Origin of the sequence: Erysipelothrix aquatica (assembly GCF_009828825.1) — a bacterium.
Lineage (GTDB): Bacteria > Bacillota_I > Bacilli_A > Erysipelotrichales > Erysipelotrichaceae > Erysipelothrix > Erysipelothrix aquatica_A.
This window is the reverse complement of the sequence record NZ_WTTA01000001.1, coordinates 40,168-53,795: the sequence shown is the minus strand read 5'-3', so window position 1 is coordinate 53,795 and position 13,628 is coordinate 40,168. Positions and strand designations below refer to the sequence as shown.

General features: G+C 38.5%; 10 protein-coding genes. All 10 read right to left on the bottom strand.

What is annotated here, in order from left to right; genetic code table 11:
* Positions 1–6: 6 nt before the first annotated feature.
* Positions 7–1,011, bottom strand: a complete 1,005-nt coding sequence (locus GVV22_RS00265) for a helix-turn-helix domain-containing protein (protein ID WP_159648224.1) — start codon at positions 1,009–1,011, stop codon at positions 7–9.
* Between the two features lies 1 nt (position 1,012).
* Complete coding sequence (locus tag GVV22_RS00260; protein WP_159648223.1) at positions 1,013–2,233, bottom strand: MFS transporter; 1,221 nt, start codon at positions 2,231–2,233, stop codon at positions 1,013–1,015.
* 113 nt (positions 2,234–2,346) lie between these two features.
* Positions 2,347–4,086: an aspartate--tRNA ligase gene (gene aspS / locus GVV22_RS00255; protein WP_159648222.1), complete on the bottom strand. Its 1,740-nt coding sequence runs from the start codon at positions 4,084–4,086 to the stop codon at positions 2,347–2,349.
* Between the two features lies 1 nt (position 4,087).
* Positions 4,088–5,380: a histidine--tRNA ligase gene (gene hisS / locus GVV22_RS00250; RefSeq protein ID WP_159648221.1), complete on the bottom strand. Its 1,293-nt coding sequence runs from the start codon at positions 5,378–5,380 to the stop codon at positions 4,088–4,090.
* A 258-nt stretch (positions 5,381–5,638) separates the two neighbouring features.
* Complete coding sequence (locus GVV22_RS00245; RefSeq protein WP_159648220.1) at positions 5,639–7,834, bottom strand: RelA/SpoT family protein; 2,196 nt, start codon at positions 7,832–7,834, stop codon at positions 5,639–5,641.
* A gap of 47 nt (positions 7,835–7,881) precedes the next feature.
* Positions 7,882–8,394, bottom strand: coding sequence for an adenine phosphoribosyltransferase (locus tag GVV22_RS00240; RefSeq protein ID WP_159648219.1), 513 nt, complete (start codon positions 8,392–8,394; stop codon positions 7,882–7,884).
* Between the two features lie 30 nt (positions 8,395–8,424).
* Positions 8,425–10,041, bottom strand: a complete 1,617-nt coding sequence (locus tag GVV22_RS00235; RefSeq protein ID WP_159648218.1) for an Ig-like domain-containing protein — start codon at positions 10,039–10,041, stop codon at positions 8,425–8,427.
* A 33-nt stretch (positions 10,042–10,074) separates the two neighbouring features.
* The gene (locus GVV22_RS00230) at positions 10,075–11,619 is read right to left on the bottom strand and encodes a single-stranded-DNA-specific exonuclease RecJ (protein ID WP_236261895.1); all 1,545 of its coding nucleotides are present in this window, start codon (positions 11,617–11,619) and stop codon (positions 10,075–10,077) included.
* Positions 11,600–13,297, bottom strand: coding sequence for a hypothetical protein (locus GVV22_RS00225; protein WP_159648217.1), 1,698 nt, complete (start codon positions 13,295–13,297; stop codon positions 11,600–11,602). Before GVV22_RS00225 ends, GVV22_RS00230 begins: the two co-directional genes overlap by 20 nt.
* Positions 13,297–13,578 carry a post-transcriptional regulator gene (locus GVV22_RS00220; RefSeq protein WP_159648216.1) on the bottom strand — a complete coding sequence of 94 codons (282 nt, stop codon included), beginning with the start codon at positions 13,576–13,578 and terminating at the stop codon, positions 13,297–13,299. The genes GVV22_RS00225 and GVV22_RS00220 overlap by 1 nt, the downstream gene beginning before the upstream one ends.
* Between the last annotated feature and the right edge of the window lie 50 nt (positions 13,579–13,628).

Sequence of the window (13,628 nt, the reverse complement as noted above, 5' to 3'; positions counted from 1 at the left end):
TCACCCCTAATTCTGTATAAAAATCTGTTCGAAGAGTGCTAAGTCTTCTTTCACTTTTTCAATATTTGTCTGATAGTATGCTCTTTTATTTATGATTTCAACTGTTACATAACTCAGGTTTAACAGTGCTTGCATATGATGACTCACAGTTGCACCACTGATATTCAGTTCTTCAGCCAATTGCGCACCATACTTTGTTTCTTCCAAACAGCGTTTCAAAATTTCAAATTTTGTGGTCTCCCCTAAAACTTTCAAGCCATCTTGAAACCTCTTTTCGGTAGCTTCAAGATTTGTTTCCAATTGTTCTAACTCCAGCATAATGTCCGAAACAACAATTTGGACTTCATTGTGAAAAGGTGTGTGATTGATCGTCAACCGATCATGAAATAGAAAACTTGGTGTCAGTAAAACAGTCGGGATTTTTTTTATTTGCGGAAAAAATCCTGCAACAACATCAATCATTTTTTGCTTATCGATGGTTTTCTCAAAAGCAGTATTTACTGTAGGAAGTTGTTGATCAAGCTGTGCGATTAGCGCTGTATAATGATCCATTGTTCGTGCATAAACGACCTCAACAATCTCTCGATCATGCATCAATAGATTCAGACGATATTTATCTTCAACTTGAATGGAATCAGATTCGATGATGAATTGAGAGATTGTATGCATACTTTCAAACGTCGTGTTCAATGCCTCATTGATAATGTCAATCATTTTATCACTACCAAAGTGTTTGACCAAGCAAAAAAGCTCCGCAAGTGAATAACGATTATTGACATTAAGTGGTTTAAACATTAGGTCATAGTCATTGTTTTCTACTATGCCGTAGGCTTCAATAAAACGATGACGCTCAACAAAAGCTTCCGACAATGTGAGTGCAACATCCTGTTTGGTACTAAAACGCTGATCTAACGTATCCAAGTTTAGAGGTACTTTATGTTCATAACGCAATGTCAAATACCGAAGTAATTCTTGGGTTACAGTTCCGAGTGGTTTGATTGATATTTCCATATTAGGCCATCCTTTGCATCAAGCGATCATTTTTATATCGCAAGAGTATTGATATCAACAGTATACCATAGGTCATTGCTATCAAGGGTAATGGAATTTGAGTCATTAATAGTGTTGTAATGAGTGATCCTAAGGGCATTGAACCATAAACTGCTGCATTTAACAACGCACTAACGCGTGCAAGTTGATCTTTATCAACTGATTTCATGAGTGATACATTAATCGTTGGATTAAGGATACCGAATCCAACACTTAAAACTGTAACACTAATTCCCATCATAGCGGTCATAAAGGAAACATACCCTACGGTTCCCATTAATAAAAGACCACTACATCCAACTAAACCCGACACAATAAATAACGTGTATGGATTATATTTTTGAGCAAGTGTTGGGTAAATGAATGACCCAAACAGGGTTCCTAACAGAAAGAGAATATTTAAGAATGCGAGCGTCTCTGGTCCACCAAAGATAACTTCAATTGTGATTGGGGTCATGATAATATTAATCCCTGTCAAAAATACTTGCATTAAGAAAATCACGACTGTTAGCTTTACAAGATAAGGGTGACGAATAAATGTTTCCCACCCTTCTTTAAGTGACTCGCTATAGGATTGTTTTTCGATTGAACGATTTCTTGCATCTGTTTTTAGCCGTATGAGGATGAGTGCACTGATAAAGAATGAAATCCCATCAACCCACAATGCTGCAATACTTCCAAACATCGCAATGACAATCCCTGCAAGGGATGTTCCTATGAGTGCCGATAATGTCGCAGACATTTGACGTAGTGATGTTGCTGATTCAAAATGTTCCACGTCAACGATATGTGGCATTAAGGATGTTGCTGCCGGTTGTCGCAATGACTCCATGCATGTCATTAAGAATGTAAACACAAGTATAAGATACCCATTTGTATACCCTAAGTTGGTCATCATAATGAGTGTGAGCACCAAAACGCCACGCCCAACATCTGTTACAACCATTACCCAACGTTTCGACAATCGTTCGATATATACACCTAGAAATGGTTGAATAATAAGATTCGGAATTGCATTGATAGTGAAGTTTAGCGCAAACCAAAATTTTGATCCAGTAATCTCGTAGACTAGCCAGGACATTGCTAGTGCATCAAAACTATCGCCAAACGTATTAATAACGCCAGCAATCCAAACTTTGATGAAGTCTGGATACTTCTTTAGAACTATATATGATTTTATCATTAGATTCACCTCTAATGATATTGTAGACTATAGTTAGACATGTGTCAATACTTCATTAGATAACCATCTAATTTTAATAGCAAAGAAAAAGACCCACTCGGGTCTCTTTCTAATTAGTCTTCATGAACGATTTCGAGATGTAATTCGTTCAACTGTTTTTCAACCGCAGGGCTTGGTGCATTTGTAAGTGGGCATCGTGCAGATGCATTTTTAGGGAATGCTATAACGTCACGAATTGTATCCGAATGTGTTAATGCCATCGCGAATCGGTCAAGGCCAAACGCAATTCCTCCATGTGGCGGTGTTCCATATTGGAATGCATCCACAAAGAATCCGAAACGACGTTGAATTTCTTCGTCGGTAAATCCGATCATTTGGAAAAGTTTTTGTTGAAGTTCTTGTTGGAAGATACGCATTGATCCACCAGCTACCTCAAAACCATTTAATACGAGGTCATATGCTTGAGCAATTACTTCTAGAGGCTTTTCATCTAGCAATGCGACATCTTCAGCTTTAGGCGCTGTAAATGGATGGTGACGTGCAACTAATACGCCATCTTCTTCCGCAAACATTGGGAAGTCGACAACCCAGCAATATGCAAATGTGTTTGATGGTACAAGATCGAAGTCTTTACCTAAAGCAAGGCGTAAAGCTCCAATCGCTGTAGCAGTAAGTTCCCATTCACCACTTCCGATGAAGACAACGTCACCAACTTCAAGATTGAACGCTTTAATCATTGCTTCGCGTTCTTGCTCACTAATAAATTTCGCAGCAGATCCATTCAATGCGTCTGCTTCTACTTTTAAGACAACAAGTCCTTTAAGACCATATTTTTTTACAAGGTCTGTATATTTATCCGTTACTTTACGGGTGATGGCATCTGCTTGTCCTTTAAGAATCAACCCCTTCAATGATCCACCTGACGTTAAAGTATCACTAAATACTTTAAATTCGGAAGTAGCAAAGATTTCACCAAAATCTTTTAGTTTCATGTCAAAACGCAAATCTGGTTTATCACTTCCATAGTCATTCATTGCATCAACAAACTTAATTTTAGGAATATCTGGTTTGGTTTCACCTAAAACGTTCACCATAACATTATCTACAATTCCTTCGATAATTTCTTGGAATTGATTTTCTGACAAGAAGGATGCTTCGATATCGACTTGCGTGAAGTCCAATTGGCGGTCAGCACGTAAGTCTTCATCACGGAAGCAACGCGCTACTTGGTAATAACGTTCAAACCCACCAATCATTAATAGTTGTTTGAAGATTTGTGGTGATTGAGCAAGCGCATAAAATTCTCCTGGATGCACACGGGATGGTACGAGATATTCACGAGCACCTTCAGGTGTGGATTTAGTTAACATTGGTGTTTCAATATCAATGAAATCTTGTTCCTCTAGTGTACGACGCATTTCACCCACGATTTTCGCACGGGTCACAAGGCGTTGTTGCATGATTGGACGACGTAAATCTAAATAACGGTACTTCAATCGTGTTTCTTCGAGTGCATCTGTTTCATCAGCAATAATCATTGGTGTTTGTGCTGCTTTATTGATAATTTCAACGTTTGAGATTTCAATTTCAACATCACCTGTTGCAATTTTAGGGTTCTTATCTTGGCGTTCACGAACAATTCCCGTTACCGCTAAGACATATTCATTTTTTATCCCTTCAACAATTGGGTACTCATCATGATTGACTACAAGTTGGACAATTCCACTGCGGTCACGAAGATCAATAAAGTTGATGGAGCCAAAGTTTCGGCGTTTTGCTACCCATCCGACTAGTGATACTTCTTGACCGACATGTTCCATTCGTAATGTTCCATTATGATGTGTTCTATTCATACTATTTTTCTCCTAACCATGCTTTTACATGTGTTACAACTTCGTTCGCACTGACACGAATTTGTTCCTGTGTTTCAATATTTTTAAGTGTGAATTCCCCTTTTTCAAGTTCGTCATCACCGCATAATAATGCGATTTTCGCATTATTACGATCAACCAATTTAAACTGTGCTTTAAATGATTTGTTTTCAACATCCATGTCGCAGCTATAGCCTTCTTGACGCAATGTTTGAATCATTGCAAAGACCGCATTATTAGATGCAGCTCCCATCGGCATGCCAAAGACATCAACACCGTCCTCAGTATCGAACGCAATCCCTGAATCTTCCGCTAGAATAAGCAAGCGTTCAAGCCCAATTCCCAGACCAACAGCACCTGTTTCCGGACCACCAAAATAGTCAATGAGGTGGTTATAACGTCCACCGCCAAAGATGGTTGATTGTGCACCTGCTTTTTCATCTGTAGAAACTACTTCAAAGACAGTGTGGTGGTAGTAATCCAAACCACGAACCAATCGACTATCTATTTCATACGTGATACCCTGCGCATCAAGTAGTGACTTGAGGGATTCGAAGTATTCACGTGACATCTCATTTAAGTAAGCGTAGTTTGTTGGGGCTGTTTGAACTGCGACGTGATCGTGATCTACTTTACAATCAAGCATACGGAGTGGGTTTTGCTCGTAGCGACGGTTGCAATCACCACACATTGTCGAAAGATGCGGTTTGAAATGTTCACGTAGCGCAACTTTATAATTTTCTTGACTTTCTGCATCTCCGATTGTATTGACCAGGAGTTTGAATTTCTTCAATCCAACTTCATGTAAGAATGATAATCCTACTGAAATTGCTTCTACATCAACCATTGGGCTAATTGGACCAATTAATTCAACTCCAAATTGGTGGTGAATGCGCATGCGTCCTTTTTGCGGACGTTCATAACGGAAGTTTGGCGCGATATAGAAATATTTTTGATAGCTTCCTCCAGTTGCATACAATTTGTGTTGTACAAAAGCGCGGGCAACACCTGCAGTTCCTTCAGGACGAAGTGTTAGTGAAGGACTCTCACCATCACGATTCTTGATCACAAATGTGTACATTTCTTTGTTAACAACATCACTTGCATCATTTTCACGTTTGAATACTTCAGTATGTTCATACATAGGGGTACGCATTTCTTGGATATGGTAACGATCACAAATCTCACGTGCAATCTTTTCAAGTTTTTGCCATTTTCGGGCTTCAGCACCATAAACATCTTGTGTACCACGGGGTGCAATATATTTTTGACTCATGTCTGTTCCTCCTCGAATATATAAAAAGGTGCTACCAAGGACGTCTGCGACGTGGTACCACCTTTGTTTGTTTACTCAAACCTTTAACGCAGGTATACGACAACCCCTACTCATTTCAGGGTTATTTCTCCCATGTGTCCCATTGCTTCACGTACATGTGCTTTTCACCAACCAGCACTTCTCTTTGCTACGTTCAACAACTTAATCATGTTCTTCGAATATTGATATCACTTTAACATAGTATGTTTGAAAAGGCAATCACAATGTTATCCGGTCAACACGTAAAACGCTATCAACTTTGCGCAGGTTAACGATTAAATTACGTAAATGATCAGCATCTTTGACAACGACACGCATGGTTGTATTAACATGGATGGCATCAGGATCAACTTCGGAATTAACGGCATTAAGTTTTACTTTAAGTTGCGACACAATCGTAACTAAGTCCGTCAATAAGAAACTTCGATCAGTGGACAGAATTTTTAATACTGCCTCGTATTCTTTGCCACTGTGTTCGTCTTCCCAATAAACATCAATCAAGCGTGATGTCTCGTTCACAATATTGGGGCAATCCGTACGGTGCACCTTTACGCCGCTTCCTTTGGAAACATAGCCAATGATTTCATCACCATATACAGGATTACAACATTGACTTAAACTAATCATCATGGAATCAATTCCCGGAACACGAACACCAGTTTTTCCATTTGATTGTTTGCTAGACTGTAGTGCGTTACGACTTACAGCACGGTCAAGCTTGCTAGACTCTTGTTGAATTTTAATATCAAGACGTTCAAACAATGCAGGTAATGATAATGATTTCGTCGCAATGGCAAACATCAAATCATCGTACGATGCCACCGAGAATTCTTTGTATGCAGCTTCAAATTTTTTAGAATGACGCAATTCTTTCTCATCAACACCACGACGTTTACATTCTTCTTTGAACATAGTTTCGCCTTTACTGATGTATTGGGTTTTATCATCTTGCTGTTTCTTTTGAATGTAACTTCGGATTTTGTTCCGAGCATGTGTCGTTTTCACAACTTTAAGCCAGTCTTCACTTGGTGTAGACTGTTTATTGGTTTTCAGCTGAACAACATCTCCTGTTTTAAGTGGCGTATTTAGTGGCACGAGTGTTCCATTAACAATTGCTCCGACTGTTTGATGTCCTACCTCTGTATGTACACGATATGCAAAATCAATCGGTGTGGCACCATTGGGTAAATCAATCACGCGGCCTTTGGGTGTCATAACATACACATTTGCTTCAAAAATATCTTTTTGTAACAAATTCATGTAGTCCTCTGCGTTTTGATCGACCCCTTCAGTAATGGTATTAAAATCTCTAAACCATGAGAGACGGTCTTCAATTTCACGTTGGTTAGTTTCCGTATTTGTGGATCCCTCTTTGTATCGCCAGTGAGCCGCAACCCCACGTTCAGCAATTTCATCCATTCGCTTCGTACGAATTTGGACTTCAAAAATATTGCCTTCATCACCAACAATGGTGGTATGAAGTGATTGGTACATATTCATCTTCGGCATCGCAATATAGTCTTTCAAACGCCCTGGAATAGGACGATACGTTGCATGAATATGCCCTAAGATTTCATAGCAGTTTAGTTCTGTTTCGGTAATGATACGAATTGCGAGCAAATCCAAAATCTCATCAAATCGTTTATGTTTTTGATTCATTTTTTTATAAATACTGTAGAGGTGTTTTGAACGCCCAAACACATTAAACTTAATATTATTTTCAAGCAAGAGCTCAGCAATTTCTTCAATCATGCTTGTGACCGATGCATCACGTTCCGCTTTCCGAGAATCGACAAGACGAGCGATTTCATAATACTTATCTCGGTGAAGATAGCTAAAACTCAAATCTTCAAGTTCGTTTTTGATTTCTCCAAGCCCAAGTCTATGGGCAATTGGTGCATAAACATCGAGTGTTTCTGCAGCAATTTTCTGTTGTTTTTCTGGTTTTTGATATTGTAACGTTCGCATATTATGGAGGCGATCCACCAGTTTGATGAAAATAACGCGAACATCTTTCGCCATCGCAATAAAGATTTTACGGTGATTTGCAGCGAGGTACTCTCGCTCATCTTTAAATTCAATATTTCCAATTTTAGTAACACTTTCGACAAGCGTCGCAATCTCTTCAGAGAAGGCTTCAGTTAGTTCTTCTTTAGTAACATCTGTATCTTCAACAACATCGTGGAGCAAACCCGCCGCAATGGTTGTCGGTGACATTCCCATATCAGCTAAAATATAGCCAACATGGACTAAATGGACAAGGTAAGGTTCCCCACTTTTACGATATTGACCGTCATGATGTTCTTTGGCATATGTGTACGCACGTTCGATAAGATCGATGTTTTCTGGGTTTGTAATATATTTCCCGACTTCATCCATCATTGTTTCGAATGACACTTCTTTGAATTGACTCATGGTTACCCCTCCTTAATTTGGAAAAAAACGAAGTTTACACTTCGTTATTAATATTGCATCATTGCAAAGACTTCAATGCCTTCTAATTTTTTACGGCCTTCGAGCTCTTCAAGTTCAATTAAGAACCCACACCCGACGACTTCACCACCTAGTTCACGCACAAGCGCAACGCTTGCTTCGATGGTACCACCAGTTGCTAAGAGGTCATCAATAATGAGGACCTTTTGTCCTGGTTTTATGCCATCTTTATGAATATGAAGTTCATTGGATCCATACTCTAAATCATAAGCATAGCTTACTGTTTCTCGTGGTAATTTACCTGGCTTACGTACTGGAATAAATCCAACTTCTAAGTTATAGGCAACAGGACATCCAAAGATAAATCCGCGTGATTCGGGTCCAACAATAACGTCAGCACCGACTTTCTTCGCAAATTCTGTGAAACGTCGCGTAGCTTCTGCAAATGCTTCACCATTCGCCATTAATGGCGTAATATCTCTGAATTTAATACCTGGTTTGGGAAAATCTTCGATTGTAGCAATATAGTTTTTTAATTCCATAATGTCCTCCATAGTGCAATTGACATTATATCATATTTTTTTCTGTTTTTGATAACGATTAAAATAAAATAAACCAAAGCCAGCACCTAATAAAAGTACAATACTTCCAAGAATCCAAATAACCGTCATGTCTGACGTTTTTGATGCTTTATTGAACGACAACACCAGACGGGAATCAAGCGGAACTATCGTTACTTTTTTATCAGCAGTCGTGACAGTTTGTGGATTATTCCCTAACTCTGACCCACTGACTGTATATACAAAATGAATTTGACTATCACTAGACTCAAAGATTTTAGCTGGAAATGTAACTTTGACACCATTTACATCCAAATTCTTAGGAAAACGAATATCAAATGCTTTGCCATGAACATGTTCTCTTAAAGGTGATGTATTAGATAGCGGATCAATCGCAAAGCGCATATTGTAATCTTTGGTTAGCGGTTTTGAAAACGTATACTCTGCAACTGTTCGCTTTTGTTCGCTGGCTTGAAGTTCAACAATTAGTGGTGTATCTGCAAGCGTCGCTAACGACCCTTCAGGAACCTTGATTGCATCAATACGTGACATGTTTTTCTCAAAGTACTGACTTGGAAGTTGGACGATAATTTTTTGCTTTCCTGCGATTGCTTTCGCAATGATGTCTTCAGAAATAGTCAGTGATTGTTTCATTTTATCATTTATTTGGTTCTTCTGAAGTCCAACGGTTATTGTATCATTTGTCACCCCAAGTTCAGAAAGTGTAATCATTTCAGCACCTGATTCAGTTTGTTTGGGTGTTACTTCAATCGCTAACACTGTAGAAATTTCGTTAACTGTCGCGGTAATCGTAGTTTTTCCAACATTTAGACCAACAATCATTGATTCTTCAATCTGGACAATGCTTGGATCTTTAACGCTATATTCGACGTGACGTTTTGTACTCGTATCATAAGGAACATAAATGAGACCTGGTAAATCTTTGCTATTTCCTTCAATGATTGAAAGAGATTCGGGATTAAATGTAATACTTTCTAGCGGTACAACAACATTTACTTTTAACGATGCAACTTGATTTCCAATAGAAGCAGATATGGTTGTCTCACCAATACTATGACCCATTACAGTTCCGTTCTCTACCGTAGCAACAGCAGAATTAGTACTACTCCATACAATTGCACTTTGGTTTAAGTTTGGATCGGAAAGCGTATATTCTAGTGCATAACTGGAACCTCGGTTCAAGGAGATTTCATTATGGGCGAAGGTTACCGAACCACCAACGGGTTTAACCGTAACTAGAATGTCTTTTTGATATCGTTCACCTTCTATAACTGCGTAAATCGATACTGTTGTCGTTCCAGGATTTTTTGCACTGACAAACCCTTTACTATCGATTGTTGCGATATTGGCATCTGCTGTCGAAAACGTGACTTGAGCTTCTTTATTATCAACAATTGAGTAGGTAATTGTTGTCGCTTGAAACTGTTCCAATGTTAATTGCGTTTCGTTTACGATAATTGGATCTGTGAGATTTTCTTTGGGTTCTGTCGCTGTTGTGTCGTCTGATACCTCAGCATGAACTTTGAATGTATGTGGAACGACAGTGGGAACTATCAGTGACACAATTAAAAATATCCCCAATGTATTGCGTAATCTTAGACGTATCATAGGCGTTCCTCCTTTTTATTTATCATAACACACTTAAATTATATCTTCGATTAATATTGATAATTTGCGTGTGTTGCTTAAGTCTAATTCACCAATCATATAGGTTCTGCCAACAAGTTGGTTACGTGTATATTGTTTCGTGAAAAACACTGCTTCTTGAATCGGATAATCACTGAATGTAAATTTAAATCCGTAACCATTGAGATTAACAAGTCCATAAACAGGTGGTAATGGAATCTTAACTTTTGGTAGCTTAAACGCCTCGCCATACGGTTCAAAATCGGTTAACTGACGCATTGCTTTGTGCGTAACATCTTTGGGATCTACCGAAACGATAGCTGTATCCGTTTGTACAAATGGCGGTAATGTATCAACAACTGCTCTTATGTCAGTGACAAATCGAGAGTAAAATTCCTTTTTTATTGTCATCCCAAATGCAAAGTCGTGTCCCCCCATCGCTTCAAAATAGTCACGATTAATACTGGAGAAGATATCCTGCAATGAGTGAGTCATTGAACGTCCACTCCCTTTAAGTGTTGTTTCATATTCCGTCAAAACTAACGTTGGCTTTTGTGTTACTGATGCAACTTGATTAGCAACAATTCCAAGAAGACCTTCATGAAATGAAGCATCCGTAATAATCTGAATGGCATCATCGGTCACTTTCTCCATAGCGACGGCTTGAAGTTGTTTCGCTTTTTCTTTTCGGAAATCATTCAATCTGAGTAGCTGTTTTGAATATGAATTAATGATTGCATCATCTGTTGTTGTAAAATACCGAACCACTGTATTAACATTCGCAACATCAGCCATTCGACCAACACTGTTGATTTTCGGTACGAGCTGAAATGCTAATAATTTGGCAGAATAATGCGTATATTGGTTTCGTTTAACAATTTTATCAAATTGTTTGAACTGGTTTTCATTCAGTGCTTTTGTACCACGACGCACGATTTCACGATTTTTGCCCCATAGTGGCATCACATCCGCAACCGTTGCGAGTGCTGCAAGGGAAAGCATGTAATCATCAGCAAGTCCCATCGTCTCTGCAACACAATAAATTAAACCCGTTGCACACATCGATGCAGCATAGGGTTCACAAACATCTGGATGTAAGAACGCTTCGATAGGAAGTGGTTCTTCAATGATATGATGATCTACAACAGCAACCCGCATACCATAGGACAGTGCTCGTTCAATTTCAACGTGGGCTTTAACCCCATTGTCAATTATTAAGATATCCGTATATCCCTTTTTATGGGCAGCATCAATCGTTTTGACATTAACACCATAGCCTTCCTTAAATCGGTCTGGAATATAGTAACCAGGATCTAAACCAAGTTTTCGGGCCAAAAGTACTGTCAAACTCGTGGATGCGATTCCGTCACAATCATAATCTCCACAGATTATCAATTTATCGGCAGACTTTAAAAAATCCGCAATATGCGCTATTGCTGGATTTTCTACTTTTTTTGTTTCAGGGTGAATCAGTGCTAACTCTTGTGCATCACTCAGGTCGAGTGCTTCAAAGAGTTTTTGAACTAAAGGTTCATAATGTTTAAGATGTGAAGTCATCATAAGATTTAAATACCTTTCTTTTTAGAAGACAGAGCCCATAATATGTAACAATTGCAACTAAAATTGATACGACCACAAAGAAGAAATTTTTACTAATTTCTATACCTGTCGTTAGTGGAATAACGATCAGTATCACCGATATAATCGATGCAAGTATACTTCCGAGCATAAATGCTGTCGTTACAAATTTATTCACGAAATTGTCAAAATCCAAATTGTTTTCGAGCATCAATTCGTTGGAATAGATGTTGGATACGATAAACGGTATTGCCCATGTGACAAAAATCATTTCACGATTCCAACGAACACTGAAAATCATTGAGAAGAGGACATAGAAGACAAACGACAAAAGACTGATCATCCCTGCCATTACTGTTGGTGTTTTAACGTAAACAAGTCGTAACATTAACATCGCAACCACGGACATTAAAACGTAGGTAAGGTAGAATTCTGGTCGCACCAATGGAAATGGAATGGACTCAGTTGAGTAGTACGAACTCTCAAATCCGGTTTTCTTCGCAATTGATTCGCGCGCAATTTGTAAATCAATCGTATCTACATTTTCATCGAAATAAATCCAGATGTAGCCTTGTTCACTCACTTGATAATCAATTTGATTCTCAAACATTCCAATTGAATTTAAAATAGCTTCTATTTCTAAGTAAGTACGTGAACTACCGTGCGGAACAATTAAAACATTCTGTTTTGCAAAATCCTTACTCTTGTGGAACCGTGGTGTGTTGTTGATGGAGAAAAGACCCATAATAATGACAATTCCTGTTACTAGAATTAAAATGTTATAGAATGCTCGACGGGGCTGGCTCGGTTTACCGAAGAAGTCTTGTTCAGTAAAGATTAGATCTTCCGGTTCAAGGTGATTTTTAATTCGGTTGAAGGCCCACTGTGAAATCATGATATCAACCATAAAATATGCAAACGTAAAGACTAAGACATAGGATGCATTAATGGTAAAACCATAACCATAAAATGTATACATGAGTAAAGCAATCACAGCAAAGCTGGATGCCATAATCTCTGCGCGTCTCATACTCAATTTGGATTGATTTACAGATTCTATGGACTTACCATTGTGTGTTCTATTAAAGACATGTGTTTGAATCATCGCAATTAGGTAAACAAGGACAATCGTATACCAGAGTGATTTGGTAAACGGATAACCCATGATATCCATAAATAGAAGACCCGCAAGAATCGCAACACTAATTTGTGTCGCACTTAAAATTCCGACAAAGCGGAATTTTACAATTAGGAATATATACGTTAATGCAACGATCGCGATGATATACAAACTAACGAAGCTTTGATTGTTACTAAGTTTCGTTGTCGAGCCAAAGGTATCCAGACGCAATACCTCTACATCATCGACGCTGGATATCATTGCTTTACGGAAATCTTCCGCACTTTCAACGCCTGAAATTGTAATGATAAATGTATCATCCGATATCTGTTTACGTTCCCATTCACGATTTTGTGTTGTTTGACTGTCCAAAAATGAATTCAGAGACGGCACATCACTTGTCTTCACGATTGTTGAGATATCACGTCCAAAACCTATTCCCGTATGAATTGAACTGGAAATAGCCAAAGTAAAAAAAACCATCCCTAGCGTTAGGATGAGTCCAATAAACGCGAGTCGATAATCTTTTCTTGTTTTCATTAAAGCTCCTCAGTATCCAACAACACTTTGAAATCATCGAGTGTTGATTTGTAGCCTTGGATTTTTGATTCTACAGCGAGCCAACGTATAATATCTTCATCTTTTATATTAAGAACTTGATCTGCCAAATCACTAAGGCGTGTCGGTTTTTGGTTTTTCCAAATATGCGTCGTAAACATACGATACAAATCGTCATAGGAAATTCCCTCAAGCCCTCCGTTATGGAGTTGTCGCAATTTTAATGTTAGTAACAATCTAAATTGTTGAGAATTCTCGTTCATTGCTTCACCCCATTCATACCTATCATCATACACGAAAATGCACAAATAAA